General features: G+C 60.9%; 17 protein-coding genes. 10 read left to right on the top strand and 7 right to left on the bottom strand.

What is annotated here, in order from left to right; genetic code table 11:
* Positions 1-185: 185 nt before the first annotated feature.
* Complete coding sequence (locus PFAS1_RS17815) at positions 186-2,636, bottom strand: penicillin acylase family protein (protein ID WP_076029967.1); 2,451 nt, start codon at positions 2,634-2,636, stop codon at positions 186-188.
* 215 nt (positions 2,637-2,851) lie between these two features.
* Positions 2,852-3,496, bottom strand: a complete 645-nt coding sequence (locus PFAS1_RS17820; RefSeq protein WP_074874103.1) for a glutathione S-transferase N-terminal domain-containing protein — start codon at positions 3,494-3,496, stop codon at positions 2,852-2,854.
* 146 nt (positions 3,497-3,642) lie between these two features.
* Here PFAS1_RS17820 and PFAS1_RS17825 point away from each other — a divergent pair, with 146 nt between their 5' ends.
* A complete protein-coding gene (locus PFAS1_RS17825; RefSeq protein ID WP_076029968.1) occupies positions 3,643-4,200 on the top strand; it encodes a cysteine hydrolase family protein in 558 nt (185 codons plus the stop codon).
* Between the two features lie 183 nt (positions 4,201-4,383).
* On the opposite strand, the gene PFAS1_RS17830 is transcribed toward PFAS1_RS17825, so the two are convergent.
* Genes PFAS1_RS17830 through PFAS1_RS17845 form a run of 4 tightly spaced genes read right to left on the bottom strand, consistent with a single transcriptional unit; the run spans position 4,384 to position 6,114 of the window.
* Positions 4,384-4,593: an SEC-C metal-binding domain-containing protein gene (locus PFAS1_RS17830; RefSeq protein ID WP_007906737.1), complete on the bottom strand. Its 210-nt coding sequence runs from the start codon at positions 4,591-4,593 to the stop codon at positions 4,384-4,386.
* Positions 4,590-5,084 (bottom strand): LEA/WHy family protein, encoded by a 495-nt coding sequence (locus PFAS1_RS17835; RefSeq protein WP_074874107.1) that lies wholly within the window; start codon positions 5,082-5,084, stop codon positions 4,590-4,592. Before PFAS1_RS17835 ends, PFAS1_RS17830 begins: the two co-directional genes overlap by 4 nt.
* 51 nt (positions 5,085-5,135) lie before the next feature.
* A complete protein-coding gene (locus PFAS1_RS17840) occupies positions 5,136-5,612 on the bottom strand; it encodes a YchJ family protein (protein WP_046056365.1) in 477 nt (158 codons plus the stop codon).
* 4 nt (positions 5,613-5,616) lie between these two features.
* A complete protein-coding gene (locus PFAS1_RS17845) occupies positions 5,617-6,114 on the bottom strand; it encodes a DUF6231 family protein (protein WP_076029969.1) in 498 nt (165 codons plus the stop codon).
* Positions 6,115-6,305: 191 nt separating this feature from the next.
* Between PFAS1_RS17845 and PFAS1_RS17850 the strand changes: the two genes are divergently transcribed.
* From PFAS1_RS17850 to PFAS1_RS17865, 4 genes are all read left to right on the top strand, one after another.
* Entirely contained in the window at positions 6,306-7,001 is a 696-nt protein-coding gene (locus PFAS1_RS17850; RefSeq protein ID WP_076029970.1) for a PA1041 family peptidoglycan-binding anchor lipoprotein, read from the top strand.
* Positions 7,002-7,091: 90 nt separating this feature from the next.
* Complete coding sequence (locus PFAS1_RS17855) at positions 7,092-7,808, top strand: PA1041 family peptidoglycan-binding anchor lipoprotein (protein ID WP_076029971.1); 717 nt, start codon at positions 7,092-7,094, stop codon at positions 7,806-7,808.
* Positions 7,809-7,955: 147 nt separating this feature from the next.
* On the top strand, positions 7,956-8,234 hold the full coding sequence (locus PFAS1_RS17860) for a DUF1145 domain-containing protein (RefSeq protein ID WP_076029972.1): 279 nt from the start codon (positions 7,956-7,958) through the stop codon (positions 8,232-8,234).
* Positions 8,227-8,985, top strand: a complete 759-nt coding sequence (locus tag PFAS1_RS17865) for a collagen-like triple helix repeat-containing protein (RefSeq protein ID WP_076029973.1) — start codon at positions 8,227-8,229, stop codon at positions 8,983-8,985. Before PFAS1_RS17860 ends, PFAS1_RS17865 begins: the two co-directional genes overlap by 8 nt.
* Positions 8,986-9,100: 115 nt before the next feature.
* Here PFAS1_RS17865 and PFAS1_RS17870 read toward each other — a convergent pair whose 3' ends face one another.
* Positions 9,101-9,559 (bottom strand): CopD family protein, encoded by a 459-nt coding sequence (locus PFAS1_RS17870; protein WP_076029974.1) that lies wholly within the window; start codon positions 9,557-9,559, stop codon positions 9,101-9,103.
* Between the two features lie 99 nt (positions 9,560-9,658).
* Here PFAS1_RS17870 and dinG point away from each other — a divergent pair, with 99 nt between their 5' ends.
* From dinG to pdxH, 5 genes are all read left to right on the top strand, one after another.
* Positions 9,659-11,803: an ATP-dependent DNA helicase DinG gene (gene dinG / locus PFAS1_RS17875; protein WP_076029975.1), complete on the top strand. Its 2,145-nt coding sequence runs from the start codon at positions 9,659-9,661 to the stop codon at positions 11,801-11,803.
* Positions 11,804-11,898: 95 nt separating this feature from the next.
* Positions 11,899-14,421 (top strand): beta-galactosidase, encoded by a 2,523-nt coding sequence (locus tag PFAS1_RS17880; protein WP_076029976.1) that lies wholly within the window; start codon positions 11,899-11,901, stop codon positions 14,419-14,421.
* A gap of 227 nt (positions 14,422-14,648) precedes the next feature.
* Positions 14,649-15,794, top strand: a complete 1,146-nt coding sequence (locus PFAS1_RS17885; RefSeq protein ID WP_076029977.1) for a serine hydrolase domain-containing protein — start codon at positions 14,649-14,651, stop codon at positions 15,792-15,794.
* Positions 15,795-15,907: 113 nt separating this feature from the next.
* Positions 15,908-17,026 (top strand): OmpA family protein, encoded by a 1,119-nt coding sequence (locus tag PFAS1_RS17890; RefSeq protein ID WP_076029978.1) that lies wholly within the window; start codon positions 15,908-15,910, stop codon positions 17,024-17,026.
* A 24-nt stretch (positions 17,027-17,050) separates the two neighbouring features.
* Entirely contained in the window at positions 17,051-17,698 is a 648-nt protein-coding gene (gene pdxH, locus PFAS1_RS17895) for a pyridoxamine 5'-phosphate oxidase (RefSeq protein WP_076029979.1), read from the top strand.
* Position 17,699 lies beyond the last annotated feature (1 nt).

Consider the following 17,699-nt stretch of genomic DNA (forward strand, 5'->3'; position numbering starts at 1 on the left):
GTTAGCTAGGAGGTTTGCGCGAGACGAGAAGTTCTATTTATTTTTCGGGAATTCAAAATCGTTCCCACGCTCTGCGTGGTAACGCCTCAAGGGACGCTCCGCGTCCGCTCTTGGGACGCGGAGCGTCCCTGGCTGCATTCCCACGCGGAGCGTGGGAACGATCAAGCGGTCAGGTGGCGGCGGGGTTACTTGCCAGGGGTAAGGGTCAACCGCTTGTTGCCGTACACCTTGTCAAAGTTCTGCGGCTGCATCGGCAAGCTCATGTATTGCCCTTTCAGCCACGGATCAATGCTGTCGAGGTAGTTGTGGCTCGCCGGATTACCGGATTGCCCGGTTCCGTTCTGCCCCATCAGCGGTTCCGCCTGGCCGAAGTCGACGATAAAGCGCATGGCCGGCGCCAGGGTGGTGGTGAAATCCTGGCCCCAGGCGAATGCTGCGGTATTCAGTGTGGTGTGGTCGCCACCGGCCGCCAGTGGCCCGCGGACAGTCTGGCCGCTGGTGTTTTTCCACTCGTAGCGGTGCAGTTTGCCCCATTGCCAGGCTTTGTGGTCGCCGCCCAACTGACTGTCGCCCGCGCTGATCGCGGCCGTCAGGCTGCGGGCGAGGATCGCCGGTTTGTCTTCTTTTTGCGGTGTGCGAGCGTCATCCCAGAACGGACTGTCCTCACGCCCCAACAGGTGATCGGCCTGGGCCGCGTAGGACAACTTGCCGTTGGCAATAAAGGCTTTCCACGCCGGGCTGCTTTCCGGGCCCAGTTCGTCGAGGAAGATTTGCCGGGTGCTTTGCTGCAGGAACAGCTCGTAAATCGCTGCATCGGCGGAGGTCGGGCTGAGTTTGCCGTCGAAGGCCATCAGGCGGGTGTACGCCTCGCGAGCCTTGCCACGGTCCGCCTCAGGCAACGCTTCAATGGCCTGCTTGAGTGGTTTGGCCATGCCCGGTGCTTCGAACATTTTCTTCAGCTTGGCCGCGAAAGTGGTGGTCTGGTCGTATTGCATGGCGATCAGGCTGCGCGTGTCGTGTTTGCCCACGCCCGCCAGTTCGGCCAGGCGTTCGCCACGCTCCGGCGCCGACCAGGAGTTGGACAGTTGCATGCCGTAGCCATGCGGAATCACTCGCTGGTTGGCGGTGCCGAGCCAGCCTTGGGCCGGATCCTGGTCATAGGGATGGAGCATCGGGTCGGCGTAACCATCCCAATCGTAACGACCTTCCCAGCCCGGCGACGGCAGCAGGCCTTCGCCTTCGCGACGGTTCGGGAAGCGCCCGGTGACTTGCCAACCGATGTTGCTGGCGTCGGCAAATACCAGGTTCAGCGCGATGGCGCGGATTTCGCGGCTGGCGTCCGAGGCTTTCTCGACGGTCTGGGCGCGGGACAGGTCGAAAAACGCGTCCAGGGTCTTGTCATCGGTGAAGTTCGGCGTCTGCAAGGCCAGGCCGAAACCGTTGGCCAGCGTCGTGCTTTGGGCGCTATTGAGCAGCGGGCCATGGCGGGTTTCGTACACCACTTCGCGAATCGGCCGCTGGCCTTTGACGAAGTAGGTTTCGTTGCGCACGATCGCCGGTTGCCATTTGCCACCCACCTCGTAGGAAAGTCCGTTGCCCTGGCGTTTGATTTTTTCCAGGAACAGGTCCTGGTTGTCGCCCATGACAGTGGTCATGCTCCACGCCACTTTGCCGTTGAAACCGCCGAGGACCATCGGCAAACCGGCAACGGTTACGCCAGATGCCTGATACTTGGGCGCGCGGATCTGCACGTAATTGAACAACGACGGCACGCCCAAGGGGCCATGGCTATCGCTGGCCAGCAGGCTTTTGCCGCTGCGGCTGCGTTGCGGGCCGATCGCCCAGTTGTTCGATGAGGTGGCGCCCAACAGATTCAGATCGGACAGTTGGCTCGTGGCTTTGCTGATCTCGGCCAGCCCCGGGATTTGCCCGTTGAGCTTGATGCCCTGAAGTTTTTCAGCTTCGGCCAGCGGCAGTTTTTCATCGGGGGCGGACGGGGTCAGCCACGGGAGTTTGTCGTTGCTGACGGTCTGGGCCAGCATCAGCGAGGAGATTTCTTCCGGCAGGTTGGCCGATTGACTGAAATTCAGCAGGCAGAAAATCAGCGCCGAGTCTTCCGGCTTCCAGTATTCAGGCTTGTAGCCGGTGGCCGCGAGGTCCGCCGGCAGCTTGTCGCGATAACGGAACAGGTAGGCGTTGACGCCGCGTGCATAGACTTCGAAGAAGCGTTTGAGGCGCGGCGAAGACGCCTTGTACAGCTCGCCGGCGCTTTTCTTCAGATTGACGGCACGCATGTAGCGGTCAGCGTCGAGCAGGTCCGAACCGGACATCTCCGACAAACGACCCTGAGCCAACAGGCGCAACGTGACCATTTGCGTGATGCGGTCGGTGGCGTGGACGTAACCGAGGGCGAACAGCGCGTCGTGGAAGGTGTTGCTTTCGATCAGCGGCATGCCCATGGCATTGCGGCGTACCGAAACGTTCTGCGCCAGGCCCTTGAGCGGTTGCACGCCGATGGTCGGCGGGAGGGTGTTCTGGGTGTTCCAGGTCTGACAACCGGTCAGGCTCAAAACACCGGCCACTGCTGCGGCAACGCCGAACCGGGGAAGAAAATGTGTAAGGGCTGGCGAGGCCATGGCAAAGCTCCTGCGGGGGGTAGCGTCAGTAAAGGCGCTACGTTAGTGAGCAGGAGGTGCCCGCGCAAGCGGCGGCGGGGTTATTTCTTCGGTGATCGTTCCCACGCTCTGCGTGGGAATGCCTCAACGGACGCTCCGCGTTCGGCTCTTGATGGGACGCGGAGCGTCCCGGGCTGCATTCCCACGCAGAGCGTGGGAACGATCTTCAATGAAGGTCAGGATTTAGGCGGGTTGATTTTGGCCACCAGGGCATACGCCTTCACCGTCGCCGGACGGCTCTGGATGTGGTTGAACCAGCGCAGCACGTTGGGGAAGTCTTCCAGGTTCTGGCTCTGCCACTTGTGGGAAACGATCCACGGGTAGATCGCCATGTCGGCAATGCTGTATTCGCTGCCGGCGACGAAGTCTTTATCGGCCAGTTGCTTGTCGAGTACCCCGTAGAGGCGGGCGGTTTCGTCGATGTAGCGCTTGATGGCGTAGGGGATTTTCTCCGGCGCGAATTGGCTGAAGTGATGATTCTGCCCGGCCATCGGCCCCAGGCCGCCCATTTGCCAGAACAACCATTGCAGCGCTTGCTGGCGCCCGCGCAAGTCTTTGGGCAGGAACTTGCCGGTTTTCTCTGCCAGGTACAGCAGAATCGCCCCGGACTCGAACAATGCCAGCGGTTCACCGCCATCGGCCGGTTCGGGATCGACGATGGCTGGAATCTTGTTGTTCGGGGAAATTTTCAGGAATTGGGGTTTGAACTGGTCGTTCTGGCTGATGTTGATCGGGTGCACGTTGTAGGGCAGGCCGGCTTCTTCCAGGAATATCGAGATTTTGTGACCGTTGGGGGTGGTCCAGTAATACAGGTCGATCATGGAGTACTCCAAATCAAAAGATGTCGTTACTTGCGCACAGCAAACGCCGGCATCAGGTCGTCCCGTTTGCGTTCGATAGCTTGCCTGTAGCAACAGGTGATGCTGAAGTGCGGGAAATTCAATGACCCCGCATGAGAAAAACCGGCATGGAGCTCAAAACCAACGCGGCGCTGATCATCATCGATCAACAAAAAGGCATCCTGCATCCCAGGCTCGGTCGCCGAAACAATCTTCAGGCGGAGCAGCGAATCCTCGATTTGCTAGGGCATTGGCGTCGAACCGGGCGACCGGTGATTCATGTGCAGCACGTGTCCCGGTCGCCGGAATCAGTGTTCTGGCCGCAGCAATCGGGGGTGGAATTTCAGGAACGGTTCCAGCCACAGACCGGTGAGCAGCTTATTCAAAAGCAGGTGCCGGATGCGTTTTGTGCGACGGGGCTCGAGACGAGTTTGCGAACGGCGGGGATCGATCAGTTGGTCATTGTCGGCGTGGCGACCAACAACTCGGTGGAGTCCACGGCGCGAACGGCCGGGAACCTGGGGTTTGATACGTGGGTGGCGGGGGATGCGTGTTTTACCTTCGACAAGGCTGACTACTTCGGTAATGCCCATTCAGCCGAGGAAGTGCATGCGATGTCGTTGGGCAATTTGCACGGGGAGTATGCGACGGTCGTGAGTACCGCACATATTTTGCAGCCTGGCTGAAATCCCTGTGGGAGCGAGCCTGCTCGCGAAAGCGGTGTAACTGACACATTGATGGTGGATGTGCCGCAGTCATCGCGAGCAGGCTCGCTCCCACATGGGTTCTATGAACGACGTAGATCCTTGGGGGAGCGGGCTTGCTCGCGAAGGCGATTCAACAGGCGAAGAAGATCTTCGCCCGAAGCATCAAGCGCCGTGGCACTTCTTGAATTTCTTGCCGTTGCCGCAAGGGCAAGGGTCGTTGCGGCCGACGTCTTTCAGGGCATTGCGCACCGGTTCCTGGTGAGCGTGGCCGCAGTTCGGGCCGTGGACATGGCCATGGTCGTGATCATGGTGGTCGTGATGGTCATGATCGTGGTTGCAGTCAGGGCCATGGACATGGGGTTGCTGGGTCATCGGTTTTGCTCCGGAATTAAATCGGCGGGGATTATCACGCCATTGCGCGCCAGGTGCACGTAGTGCGCGATGAATAAACCGGTTTCCAGTTCTCCTTCCAGACGATAGGGAATGGGCTGGTCGGGTTTTTTCAGCAGTTTCACCAGATCCCGCACCTTGGGCCACAGGTTGGTGCGGATCGGTACTTTAAAGTAGGCACTGCGTTTGGGGCCGACCGTAAACCAGTGTTCGTGCTCGCCTTCGGTCAGCAGCATGTCGCCCAAGTGAATGCGGTACTCGATGCCTCGCACCGTCAGATCGCTGTCGTTGGGGTTGTCGACACGAAAGTGCAGCAAGAATTTTTGCTGCATCAATTTCGCCTGGATCACTTCGACCTTGGCCAGATGCACCTGCGGTTCGGGTTCATCGTTGCCGAACCAGGACGCACAACCGCCGAGCCCCAGAAACAGGAGAAGGGTGAGCATCTGTAGGACGCGCCGCTGGGTGGTCATGGTAATTCTTCTCCCTTGAACCCCAGTCTAGCTTTTGATCGTTACCTCAACTCAACTGCTGAAATAACCCGCACAACACTTCTTGAATTTCTGTCCGCTGGCGCAAGGGCACGCATCATTGCGTCCGGCCTTGAGTTGCACGGTGGGATCGATGAAATACCAGCGGCCGGCGTTCTGTACGAACGACGAGCGTTCGCGGTGGCTGTGCTCACCGCTGCCGTCGTGCCAGCGCGCGGTAAAGGTCACGAAGGCATGTTCCGGCTGACCGCCCAAGACCTCGGAGCTTTCCACTTCAAGACCCAGCCAGGTGCTTTGGGCGCTCCAGTCGCTGATGGATTGTCGATCCAGGCCCGCCTGTTGAGCGGGCAGGGTAGTCGCCACCAGATAATCGATCAGCCCCAGTACGTAGGCGCTGTAGCGCGAACGCATCAAGGCTTCGGCACACGGCGCCGGATGACCGGCATGGTAATGACCGCAGCAGGCATCAAGCGGGGTGCCGCTACCGCAGGGGCAAATGGATGTACTCATTGCGTTACCACCAATATTTCCCGAAGTTTTCCGGATTGGCCCAGAACCGTGAGTTAAGCCAGTCGGGGACTTGTTTATAGTCAAGCAGATCATAGGTAAACAGGGTCAGCACTTGATCGTCGCGCTGGAAGCGTTCGCTGGCTTGCAGCGCCAGGGAGAAAAAATCGGTCTCCTGCCAACCGCTGGCCGGCAAGTCCGCCAGCACCGCGATGCGACTGGCGTTGAGGTTGCGGATCCCGCCAAGCAGGTTCAGGCCATCGCGTTTGGGCAAGTGTTCGAGGCAATCGACCACCAGCGCCAGGTCAAACCGGCGCGCCGCCAGTTCAGCAGGCAACGGGCCAGGTGCCGCATGGGCCACACAAGTGTCCGGGTGCGCCAGCTTGAAGGCCTCCAGCGCGGGGAACTCACTGGCGCCAATCAGCAACAGGCGCGCGGGGGCGTAACGATCAAGCAAAGCGGCCAACGCCTGCTGGGGCGTGCGCGAAGAAATACCTGCAATCATCGAAGATCCTCAATCAGAGCTGCCAAGACTAGCCTGCTCAAAGAGCCGGGCCTAGAGCTGGTTTGTCGCAAAAGCGTCGATCTACCGTGAACACGGGGCAAAACGGCAATGGCCTATTGCTGGCGGAGATTAAAACTCGGGTCTTTACTACCTGAATCGGTTCTAAGCCGATCCCCTCAGGAGAAAACTAGATGAGCATAGTTCGCACAGCATTACCCTTGGTTCTGCTAACCAGTGTGCTGACTGGTTGCGCAGGTTTGCAGAAAACCGACTGGCCGACCTGTGCGGCGGTCGGTGGTGTCGTGGGTGCAGGTCTCGGCGCGACCGAGAGCTCGGCATGGGCGGGGTATGGCGCGCTGCTCGTCGGCGGCACGGCTGCGGCCTATTGCTGGGTTCACGGTGATGGCGACGAAGACGGCGACGGCGTGCCGGATAGCCGCGACAAGTGCCCGGGAACACCTAAAGGCGTGCGGGTCGATGCCGACGGTTGCCCTCCACCGGTGCCTGCGCCAGTGGTCGAAGAAACGGCCGTGGTTAAAGAAGAGGTCATCGTCATTCGCGATGTTCACTTCCAGTTTGACAAGGCCACACTGACCCCTGCCGACAAAGTGGTACTCGATAAAATCGCCACTCGCTTGAAAGCGGAAGCGCCTGACGCTCGACTGACTGTAACCGGTCACACCGACAGCGTCGGCAGCGATACCTATAACCAGAGACTGTCGGATCGTCGTGCGCACTCGGTCGTTGAATACCTGATTTCCCAAGGTGTACCACGCAGCAGCTTTGTCTCTGTCACCGGTGCCGGCGAAAGCCAGCCGGTTGCCGATAACAAAACCGCTGACGGCCGCTCGATGAACCGTCGCACGGAAATCCAAATCAACCGCTAAACCCCTCATGCTCCGCGGCTTGTGCAGTCGCGGATGCGGGTCTTTACTCCTGTGTGACCGGCATTGGCCGGTAACACAGGAGCTTTCACCATGAGTGTTCTTACACGGACCGTCTTGCCGGTTGTGCTGCTGGGCAGCCTGTTGACCGGTTGCGCTACTCACAGCGATGGCACCGCCCCCCTCAATCAACGAACCTGGCCAATCTGCAGCGTTATCGGCGGTCTGGCCGGTGGCGGTCTGGGCGCTCTGCAAAGTAGCGCTTGGGCGGCCGGTGGGGCGGCGCTCGGTATCTTGACCGGTGGCTTGATCTGTTACGCCCAGGACGGCGACGAAGACGACGATGGGGTTTTCGATCGACGTGATCGCTGTCCTGATACGCCGGCCAATACCCCCGTGGAACATCATGGTTGCCCATTGCCGCAGTACCCGGTCAGCGTGACACCTGAACCAGTGCAATCGGAGGTCATCACCCTGAGCGACGCGGACGACGTACTGTTTGCCTTCAACCAATCCGAACTGACGCCTGCCGCGCAGAGCAAGCTGGATTCGTTGATGCCCAAACTGCAAAGCGCCGAAGTGGTGAGCATCAAGGTGATCGGACATACCGACAGCGTCGGCTCGGACACCTATAACCAGGCGCTCTCGGAACGTCGCGCCAGTAGCGTGGCGGCCTACCTGTTGAGCCAGGGCCTGGCGCCGAACAAGCTCACCAGCGAGGGCAAGGGCCAAAGTCAGCCGGTGGCCGATAACGAAACGGAAGAAGGGCGAGCGAAAAACCGCCGGGTGGAATTGCACGTCAATCGCTGAGCCCCGTGATAGAGCCGTCGGGCGACAAATAAGGGCGCTCCGGCGGCCATACGGCAGCCGTTATGAAGAATTTTCCGTTGCCCTCTGGCTTATCCCGCGTGGAAGCCGGTACTGTGCGCCAAAGAATAATTCTCAACGGGGGAGCGTATGAACGTGTTTTGGGGGCTGGGGAAGTTGTTGACCCTGCTGTTCTGGCTGGTGGTGTTGACCAATCAGCTCATGCCGTTTGTCAATCCTCTGCATCTGCTGGTCGATCTGGCTGGCGGCCTGCTGGCCTGCCTTCATCTTCTTGAGGCGGTGTTCTGTTTCCGTAGCCTCAGAGGTCGTGCTCATCCTTGGCGAGATCGCCTGAAGATCCTGTTTTTCGGCGTTTTCCACCTGCAAACCATCCCGGCTCCGACCGCGTCTAAGGCTTCCCATGCGTAAACTCTGTTTGCTCGCTGCACTCATCAGCCCGTTGGCCTGCGCCCAGGTGGTGAGCGTCGAAACCAACTCGCTGATGCGTTTGCCCAACACCGCCAGCACCTTGCAACTGGAACGCCTGGAAGTGGCCGACTACGGCACGTTGTTGATTCCTTCGAATGTGACCGAGGTATCCGTCGGTGAATTGCGTCTGGGGCGTGAAGCGCGGATCGCCATCGTCCCCGGCGAACAGCCGCTTGAGCTGAAGGTCAGTCGAGCGCAGTTGTCGGAAGGCAGCCAGATCACGGCTCGCGGCGCGCCGGGGACTTATCTCAAGGCCGCCCGTTCCGGGCGTAACCTGAACTTGCAGATCAAGTCACTGAGTGCGCCGCAACTGTTGGTAGACGCTCGCGGCGGCGCGGGCGCGCCGGGTTTCGTCGGTCTCGATGGGGCCAACGGTCAGGCGCCGGGTTGTACCTGGGGCCAGGCCGGTCGTGGTGCCGATGGCAGTGATGGTAGCGACGGTCAGCCAGGCGCGCCGGGTGCACTGGTTCGCCTGGAAGTGCCGCGCGATTACCCGGCGGAACTGATCAAGGTTCAGGTGGCCGGCGGCGACGGTGGCGTGGCCGGGCCTGGCGGTAAGCCGGGTGCGGGTGGCAAGGCCAAGGGCTGCTTTGTTTACAAGGCTGATGGCGGAAAAAATGGTCGTCCTGGCGCTGATGGTCAGCCGGGGCCTGCCGGAGCGGAGGGGGCGGTGACCGTGCAGCGGTTGTAAAAGCGACCGAGTTTTGATTGTTCCCACGCTCTGCGTGGGAATACAGCCCGTGACGCTCCGCGTCACTGGACGCGGAGCGTCCCTTGAGGCATTCCCACGCAGAGCGTGGGAACGATCACGGCCGTGCCGCAGCAATCGCCACCAGCACCAACCCGACAAGCAGATTAATCCCCACCAACTTGCGAATTTTCCCAAGCGTCGCCGCGCCGGTCGGCCAGTCCTGCGCCGCCACTGCCGTGCGCAACTCTGGCAATAACAAGGCCTGAATCCGGATAAACAGCGCCGTCATCACCACGTACAACCCCATCATCACCTGCACATACCGCGGCGCCGCTTCAAAACCGCTGTACTGCAAATGAATCATGCCCACACCGCTGATCGGCAAAAGCACCACCGCAACCCAGACCCAGCGGAAAAAGCCTTGAAACACTTCTACCCACAGCTTCAGTCGGGCAGGGCCTTCAAGTGCCTTCATCGCCGCGGGCCGCAAGACCATCCACGCGAAAAACATGCCGCCGACCCAGACCAGGGCTGACAGGACATGCAGGGTGTAAACGATGCCAAAAGGTGTCATTGAGGTACTCCGTTCTGCGCGGGATTAATTAGCGCGGTATGATAGCCGCCGAACCGAACCACTGAAAATTTATCCAGCGTTTTTTGCGCCCGACAATCCATGATCAGCACTGAACTCAAAACCACGATCCAGGGCGCCTACTCGCGTTTTCTCGAAGCCAAGAGCCTCAAGCCGCGCTACGGCCAACGCCTGATGATCGCCGAAATTGCCAAGGTCCTCGGTGACATCGACACCGATGACGAAGGCCGGCGCAGTGGCGACCCTGCGATTGTCGCGGTGGAAGCCGGCACCGGCACCGGCAAAACCGTGGCCTACAGCCTGGCCGCCATCCCCACGGCCAAGGCTGCGGGCAAACGCCTGGTGATCGCCACGGCCACCGTGGCCCTGCAAGAGCAGATCGTCTACAAGGATTTGCCCGACCTGATGCGCAACAGCGGGCTGAATTTCAGCTTCGCCCTGGCCAAGGGACGCGGGCGCTACATGTGCCTGTCCAAGCTCGACATGTTGCTCCAGGAAGGTCACGCACAAACCGCCACGGCGCAGCTGTTTGAAGAAGAAGGCTTCAAGATCGAGGTCGACGAAGCCAGTCAGAAGCTGTTCACCAGCATGATCGAGAAACTCGCCGGCAATAAGTGGGACGGCGACCGCGACAGTTGGTCCACCGCCCTGGAAGACGCCGACTGGGCGCGCCTGACCACCGATCACAGCCAATGCACCAATCGCCATTGCCCGAACTTCGGCCAGTGCGCCTTCTACAAGGCCCGCGAAGGCATGGGCAAGGTCGATGTGATCGTCACCAATCACGACATGGTCCTGGCCGACCTGGCGCTGGGCGGCGGCGCCGTGTTGCCGGACCCGCGCGACACCATCTACGTGTTCGACGAAGGCCACCACCTGCCGGACAAGGCCATCGGCCATTTCGCCCATTACACGCGCCTGCGTTCCACCGCCGACTGGCTGGAAACCACCGCCAAGAACCTCACCAAATTGCTGGCCCAGCATCCGCTGCCGGGCGACCTGGGCAAGTTGATCGAACAAGTGCCGGAACTCGCGCGGGAGATCAAGACCCAGCAGCAATTCATGTTCAGCGCCTGCGAGCAGGTCGCCGATTTCAAACCGGGCGAAGACGTCGAAGGCCGTGAGCGGCCGCGTCATCGCTTCGTCGCCGGGGTGATTCCCGAGCACATGCGCGAAATGGGCGTCGAGCTGAAGAAGGGTTTCGCCCGTCTGACCGATCTGTTTACCCGTCTCACCGAACTGCTCAAGGAAGGCATGGATGGCGAGGTCAACATCGGCATCGCCAGCAATCAGGCCGAGGAGTGGTACCCGCTGTTCGGCAGCCTGTTGTCCCGTTCTTCGGGCAACTGGGAGTTGTGGGTCGCGTTCACCGCTGAAGACCCGGAAGACAACCCGCCGATGGCTCGCTGGCTGACCCTGGCCGAAAGCGGCTCGCTGTTCGACATCGAGGTCAACGCCAGCCCGATCCTCGCGGCGGAAATGCTCCGTCGCAATTTGTGGAATGTGGCTTACGGCGCTCTGGTGACCTCCGCGACTTTGACCGCGCTCGGCACCTTCGATCGCTTCCGCATGCGCGCCGGCCTGCCGAAAAAAGCCGTGACCGCAGTGGTTCCAAGCCCGTTTCATCACGCCGACGCTGGCGTGCTGCGGGTGCCGGACCTGAAGGCCGATCCGCGTGATGCGCCGGCCCACACCGCAGCGATCATCCGCGACTTGCCGGCCTTGGTGGAAGGTTCGCGTGGCACCCTGGTGCTGTTCTCCTCGCGCAAACAGATGCAGGACGTGTTCGACGGCCTCGACCGCGACTGGCGCAAGCAAGTGTTCATTCAAGGCAACCTGTCGAAACAGGAAACCCTGAACAAGCACAAGGCGCGGGTCGATGGCGGTGATTCCAGCGTGTTGTTCGGCCTGGCGAGTTTCGCCGAAGGGGTCGATTTGCCGGGTGCGTACTGCGAGCACGTGGTGATCGCGAAGATTCCCTTTTCGGTGCCCGATGATCCGGTCGAAGCGGCCCTGGCTGAGTGGATCGAGGCTCGGGGTGGCAATCCGTTCATGGAAATCTCCGTGCCCGATGCTTCGCTGAAGCTGGTCCAGGCCTGCGGTCGCTTGCTGCGCACCGAAGAAGACCGCGGCACCATCACCTTGCTCGATCGACGCCTGGTCACCCAGCGTTATGGCAAGGCAATCCTCAATGCGTTGCCTCCCTTCCGGCGTGAAATTTCCTGATACACCGGTGGGCAAATTTGCCCACCGCGTTGTCTATCTCTCTGCCATCGCTTTTCCACTGGCCCATTTGGGTCGTTAGGGAGAATTTCGTTCTCATGATTCGCCGTTCGCTGCGCCGTTCGTTACCTGCCGTTTTCGCTCTGATGTTCGCGGCCCCATTGCTGGCGGCTCCTGCCGGCCAACAGACGCTGTTCAACTTTGTGCGCCCCGCCGATGTGGTCCAGGTGGCGACTCAGGACGCCAGCCTGCCGCAATCCAACGCCGAGCAAACGGCCGAAGGCGAAGTGCTGCGTCGGGTGACGTTCAACCCTGCGGCACAACCGACCTTGCGTCTGACCCCGCAGGTGGGCGCCTGGGACTGGTCGCAGTCGGGCTTCATGAGTTTGCGGATTCAGAGCGCAATGAACTGGGCTGTGACCCTGTATGTGAAAATCCAGAGCAACGACGGCAAGACGCTGATCAGCCGCGTCGATTTGCCGGCCGGCCCTGCGCAAACCCTATTGGTGCCGCTAACGCCCTTTACGCCATTGAGCCTGGGCCTGAAAGCCGGCCCGCCGATGCCGATGATGTTCAATGGCCAACGTGTATTGCTGGCCAGCAGCGCCGGTGAGCTGGAGCGCAGCCAGGTGGTGTCGATGACCTTGTCGATGGATCAGCCGAAAGTCGCCCAGAGCATCCTGCTGGAACGCTTTGGCGTGCAGGACGGCGATGCGGTTACCCAAGCGGCTTTTGGCGGCCTGGTAGACGCTTACGGCCAGTCGACCCGGGCCAAATGGCCAGAGAAAGTCAGCAGCGACGAGCAACTGAAAAGCGCCGCCGCCAAGGAACAGCAGCAACTGAAAACCTGGCTGGCCGAGCGCGAGAAGTCGTCCCTGGACAAGTTTGGCGGCTGGACCAAAGGCCCGGCATTCAAGGCCAGCGGCTTTTTTCGCACCGAAAAACGCGACGGTCGCTGGTATCTGGTAACCCCGGAAGGCCATCCGTTCTATTCGCTCGGGGTCAACACCGTCACCCCGGATGTCAATCAGACCTACGTCGCCGGCCGCGAGTGGATGTTCGAATCGCTGCCCAAACCCGACGAGCTGTTGGCCAGCCATTATGGCGAAGGCGATAATCGCGGTGGCAACGGCGTCGATAAGGGCCGTGGCTACAATGCCGGTCGCTGGTACGACTTCTATGGCGCCAACTTGCAGCGTTTGTATGGCTCGCCGTGTGTGGTGACCAGCGACACCAAGGCCGGTGTCGCCGAAGCAGCCAAGGCTGACGCGGTTGCGGCAGCAGTGGAGAAGGCTGCCGAGCAACCGGTCGTTCCTGCGACGGCCGAAGCCGGTGTTGCCGAAGCCGCCAGAACCGGTGCCGCTGACGCGACTGCGGCGAAAGCCGCTGAGCAAACACCTGCCGAACCCTGCAAAGCAGTGGTTGATGAACAGCGCTGGGCCCGCCACACCCTGGATCGCCTGCAAGCCTGGGGCTTCAACACTATCGGCAACTGGAGCGCCCCGGTGCTGGCCAACGCTGATCGCCTGCCCTACACCTTGCCGCTGTCGATCGTCGGCGATTACGCCAGCATTAGCACCGGCACTGACTGGTGGGGCGGCATGCCCGACCCGTTTGACCCGCGTTTCGCCATGGCTACCGAACGTGCCGTGGCCATCGCCGCGCGGGACCATCGCGACGATCCTTGGCTGATCGGCTACTTCGCCGATAACGAACTGGCCTGGGCCGGTCCCGGCGATGACCCGAAAGCCCGTTACGCCTTGGTCTACGGCACCTTGAAGATGACCACCGACGTGCCGGCCAAACGCGCGTTCCTCAAGCAATTGCGGGATAAGTACCGCAATCAGGCGGGCCTTTCCAAAGCCTGGGGCATTGATTTGCCGGCCTGGGAATTGATGGAAGACCCGGGCTTCGTGCCGCCGCTGCCAAGCGCCGAATTTCCGGAAATCGAGGCAGACTTCAAATACTTCCAGAAGGTCTTCGCCGACACGTACTTCAAGACCCTCTCCGATTCGCTCAAGTGGCACGCGCCGAACCAGCTGTTGCTGGGCGGCCGCTTCGCCAACAGCACCCCGGAAGCGGTTGAGTCCTGTGCGAAGTATTGCGACGTATTGAGCTTCAACATGTACACCCTGCAACCGCAGGACAGTTACGACTTCGCCATACTGCGCAGCCTGGACAAACCGGTGCTGGTCACCGAGTTCAACTTCGGCTCCGCGGATCGCGGCCCGTTCTGGGGCGGCGTGACGCAATTGGCCAAGGAAGAAGACCGTGGGCCCGCTTACGCCAACTTCCTCAAACAGGCGATGAGCGAGCCGTCGATCGTCGGCGTGCACTGGTTCCAATACCTTGATCAACCGGTTACCGGTCGTCTGCTGGATGGCGAGAACGGTCACTTCGGGCTGGTGGGCATTACCGATCTGCCGTTCCAGGGTTTCGTCGATAGCGTGCGCAAGAGCAATTTGCAGACCATCGATCAGCTCGGCAAAGAAGCAGAGAAGGCCAAGGCTGAGGCGGATAAAGCCGATCAAGAAGCTGAGGGCGGCAGAAAAGCCGATGCTGGCAAAGGTGCAGGGCAGGGCGCTGGCCATGCGGGTGGGCATTCCGGCAATGGCCACTGAGTCCTGTTAGACCGCGTTATCGTTCTTCGCGAGCAGGCTCGCTCCCACAATGGTCCAGCGTGAACCCTGTGGGAGTGAGCCTGCTCGCGATGGCGCCCGCCAAGGCACCATAAAATTCTGATCCCATCCATGGGCAACCGACCGCCCAGCCCGCAACAGTTCCCAAAACCCTCTGGGGCTGGAACAATGCGGGCACTTTGTAGAGCTTTATATCCGGGGAGTTGCGGGTGCAGATTCAGGGTTTTTACGAGCTGAAGTTCGAAGCGGTGCGTGAGGCTTTCGCGGCGCTGTTCGACGATTCTCAGGAACGCGGTGCAGCGTTGTGCATCAAGATCGGCGGTGAAACCGTGGTCGACCTTTGGGCCGGTAGCGCTGACAAGGATGGCACCGAAGCCTGGCACAGCGACACCATCGCCAATCTGTTCTCCTGCACCAAGACCTTTACCGCGGTCACCGCCCTGCAACTGGTGGCCGAAGGCAAGCTGCAACTGGATGCACCGGTTGCCCGCTACTGGCCCGAGTTCGCCGCCGCCGGCAAAGAGTCCGTGACCCTGCGTCAATTACTCTGCCATCAGGCCGGTCTGCCGGCGTTGCGTGAGCTGTTGGCCCCGGAAGCCCTTTACGACTGGCAAACCATGGTTGACGCCTTGGCCGCTGAAGAACCGTGGTGGACGCCGGGGGTTGGTCACGGTTACGCCGCGATCACCTACGGCTGGCTGGTCGGTGAGTTGCTGCGTCGTGCCGACGGTCGTGGGCCGGGTGAGGCCATCGTGGCGCGGGTTGCAAAGCCTTTGGGCCTGGATTTCCACGTCGGCCTGGCGGACCAGGAGTTCCATCGCGTGGCGCACATCGCCCGTGGCAAAGGCAATGTCGGCGATGCCGCCGCCCAACGCTTGTTGCAAGTGACCATGCGCGAGCCGACGGCCATGACCACGAGGGCGTTCACTAACCCGCCATCGATCATGACCAGCACCAACAAACCCGAGTGGCGACGCATGCAGCAACCGGCCGCCAATGGCCACGGCAATGCCCGCAGCCTGGCCGGGTTTTATGCCGGTCTGCTCGATGGCAGCTTGCTGGAAAGCGAAATGCTCGAGGAACTGACGCGCGAGCACAGCCGCGGCGAGGACAAGACTTTACTGACCCGGACCCGTTTCGGCCTGGGTTGCATGCTCGATCAACCGGACGTCCCCAACGCCACCTACGGCCTCGGCCCTCGTGCGTTCGGTCATCCGGGGGCGGGCGGTTCCACCGGTTTTGCCGACCCGGAACACGATGTGGCCTTTGGCTTTGTGACAAATACCCTGGGACCGTACGTCTTGATGGATCCGCGCGCGCAAACGCTCGTGCGGGCCCTGGCCACTTGTCTGTAAAACGCGCTCAGGGGTTCCAGGGCCGGAACCCCAAGGCCTTTATGGTTTCCAAGCGTCTGTTTATCCGGGTCAACCCGGCCTGATTTTTCATTACTTCATTTTGTGGATATCCAATGTCATCCAATAAAACTCTCGCTTTGGCCTTGTGCTTCGCTATTACCGGTTGCGCACAAACTCCACAAAATGACTCGGATGGCAGCAGCTGGTGGCCGTTCGGTTCTTCCGACAAAGTCGCGGCTAAAGGCCCGGCTCCGACCCCAGCCCCGGCACCTTTGAAGCCTGCAGCGACCGCTCCGGTTGCCAAGGCTGAAAGCTCCAGCCCTTGGTACTGGCCGTTCGGTTCCGATGAGGTTCTCGACAAGAAGCCAGAGGTGAAAGCTGAAGCCAAACCTGAAGTTAAACCAGTCGAGGTGGCCAAGGCCAAGGCTGAGGCCGAAGCCGGTGGCAACTGGTGGTGGCCGTTCGGTGGTAAAGAGCAAAGCACTACTGCCAAAGTCGTGCCGATGCCTGATCCTAAAGTCACCCAGGCCTGGCTCGACGACTATGAACCGCGCCTGCGCGAAGCGATCAAGGGCAGCCACCTGCAACTTGAGCGCCGTGAAAACGTGCTGGTAGTCTCCGCGCCGGTAGACGGCTCGTTCAACCCTGACCGTCCGGCCATGCTGCTGCCGGTGACCCTCGGCCCGTTCACTCGCGTCGCGAAAATCCTCGAAGTCGATCCAAAGACTGCCGTGCTGGTACTCGGCCACAGTGATACGTCGGGCGCCGCACCGGCCAACGTGAAACTGAGCCAGGAGCGTGCCCAGTCCGTGGCAGCGATTTTCCGCCTCAGCGGTCTGCAGCGTGATCGCCTGATGCTGCGCGGCATGGGTGGCGAAGCCCCGCGTGCTGCTAACGACAGCAATGAAGGTCGTGCCTTGAACCGTCGCGTCGAACTGCTGGTGACCCCGCAAAACACCATGGTCGCGTTGCTGAGCAAGTACAACATGCCGGCCCCGGCGCCAGTGAAGCTAGTCGCTGCCCAGGACGTCAAGCCAGTGGTCAAACCGGTCACCCCGGCGCCAGCCGCGAAGAAAGCCGCTGTGCCTGCTGCAAAAAAAGCCCCGGCCAAGAAAGCCGCCGCCAAGAAGGCACCGGCTAAAACTGCAACGCCGTCGAAGAAGACTGCCCCGGCCAAAGCCGCTGCCGACACGAAAAAAGTCGCCGACGCCACCGATACTGTTAAAAAGTGATTCGTTAACCAAAAGGAATGCGCCATGACCCAGGGCCTGGCTGATATGCGTCGCGATTACACCCGTGATGGCCTGACCGAGGCGCAAGCCCCGGCCGAGCCATTCGCGCTGTTCCATCAGTGGTTTGCCGACGCGGTGAAAACCGAACAGGCGCCGGTGGAAGCCAACGCCATGACCTTGGCCACCGTCGATCAGGACGGTCGGCCGCATTGCCGCATTCTGCTGCTCAAGGGGCTGGACGAGCAGGGTTTCACCTTCTTCACCAACTACGACAGCGCCAAGGGCCAGCACCTGGCCGCGAACCCATTCGCGGCCATGACCTTTTTCTGGCCGGCCCTGGAGCGTCAGGTGCGCATCGAAGGGCGGGTGGTGAAGGTTACGCCTGAAGAGTCCGACGCCTACTTTCAGGTTCGGCCGCTGGGCAGTCGTCTCGGCGCCTGGGCTTCGCCCCAGAGCCGGGTGATCGCCGATCGTGCCGAGCTGGAAGCGCTGCTCAAGAACACCGAGCAACGTTTCAGCGACACACAACCTCATTGCCCTGAGCACTGGGGTGGTTACCGTTTGTTACCGGAGCGCATCGAGTTCTGGCAAGGCCGTCCGAGCCGCCTGCACGATCGCCTCAACTACCGCTTTCAGTGCGCCGACTGGATTCTTGAACGTCTGGCACCTTAAG

The organism is Pseudomonas frederiksbergensis (genome assembly GCF_001952935.1).
GTDB lineage: Bacteria > Pseudomonadota > Gammaproteobacteria > Pseudomonadales > Pseudomonadaceae > Aquipseudomonas > Aquipseudomonas frederiksbergensis.

Bases quoted from the DNA above. Each gene is read 5' to 3' on its own strand.
- PFAS1_RS17815 (WP_076029967.1), bottom strand. From the start codon at position 2,636: ATGGCCTCGCCAGCCCTTACACATTTTCTTCCCCGGTTCGGCGTTGCC.
- PFAS1_RS17820 (WP_074874103.1), bottom strand. From the start codon at position 3,496: ATGATCGACCTGTATTACTGGACCACCCCCAACGGTCACAAAATCTCG.
- PFAS1_RS17825 (WP_076029968.1), top strand. From the start codon at position 3,643: ATGGAGCTCAAAACCAACGCGGCGCTGATCATCATCGATCAACAAAAA.
- PFAS1_RS17830 (WP_007906737.1), bottom strand. From the start codon at position 4,593: ATGACCCAGCAACCCCATGTCCATGGCCCTGACTGCAACCACGATCAT.
- PFAS1_RS17835 (WP_074874107.1), bottom strand. From the start codon at position 5,084: ATGACCACCCAGCGGCGCGTCCTACAGATGCTCACCCTTCTCCTGTTT.
- PFAS1_RS17840 (WP_046056365.1), bottom strand. From the start codon at position 5,612: ATGAGTACATCCATTTGCCCCTGCGGTAGCGGCACCCCGCTTGATGCC.
- PFAS1_RS17845 (WP_076029969.1), bottom strand. From the start codon at position 6,114: ATGATTGCAGGTATTTCTTCGCGCACGCCCCAGCAGGCGTTGGCCGCT.
- PFAS1_RS17850 (WP_076029970.1), top strand. From the start codon at position 6,306: ATGAGCATAGTTCGCACAGCATTACCCTTGGTTCTGCTAACCAGTGTG.
- PFAS1_RS17855 (WP_076029971.1), top strand. From the start codon at position 7,092: ATGAGTGTTCTTACACGGACCGTCTTGCCGGTTGTGCTGCTGGGCAGC.
- PFAS1_RS17860 (WP_076029972.1), top strand. From the start codon at position 7,956: ATGAACGTGTTTTGGGGGCTGGGGAAGTTGTTGACCCTGCTGTTCTGG.
- PFAS1_RS17865 (WP_076029973.1), top strand. From the start codon at position 8,227: ATGCGTAAACTCTGTTTGCTCGCTGCACTCATCAGCCCGTTGGCCTGC.
- PFAS1_RS17870 (WP_076029974.1), bottom strand. From the start codon at position 9,559: ATGACACCTTTTGGCATCGTTTACACCCTGCATGTCCTGTCAGCCCTG.
- dinG (WP_076029975.1), top strand. From the start codon at position 9,659: ATGATCAGCACTGAACTCAAAACCACGATCCAGGGCGCCTACTCGCGT.
- PFAS1_RS17880 (WP_076029976.1), top strand. From the start codon at position 11,899: ATGATTCGCCGTTCGCTGCGCCGTTCGTTACCTGCCGTTTTCGCTCTG.
- PFAS1_RS17890 (WP_076029978.1), top strand. From the start codon at position 15,908: ATGTCATCCAATAAAACTCTCGCTTTGGCCTTGTGCTTCGCTATTACC.
- pdxH (WP_076029979.1), top strand. From the start codon at position 17,051: ATGACCCAGGGCCTGGCTGATATGCGTCGCGATTACACCCGTGATGGC.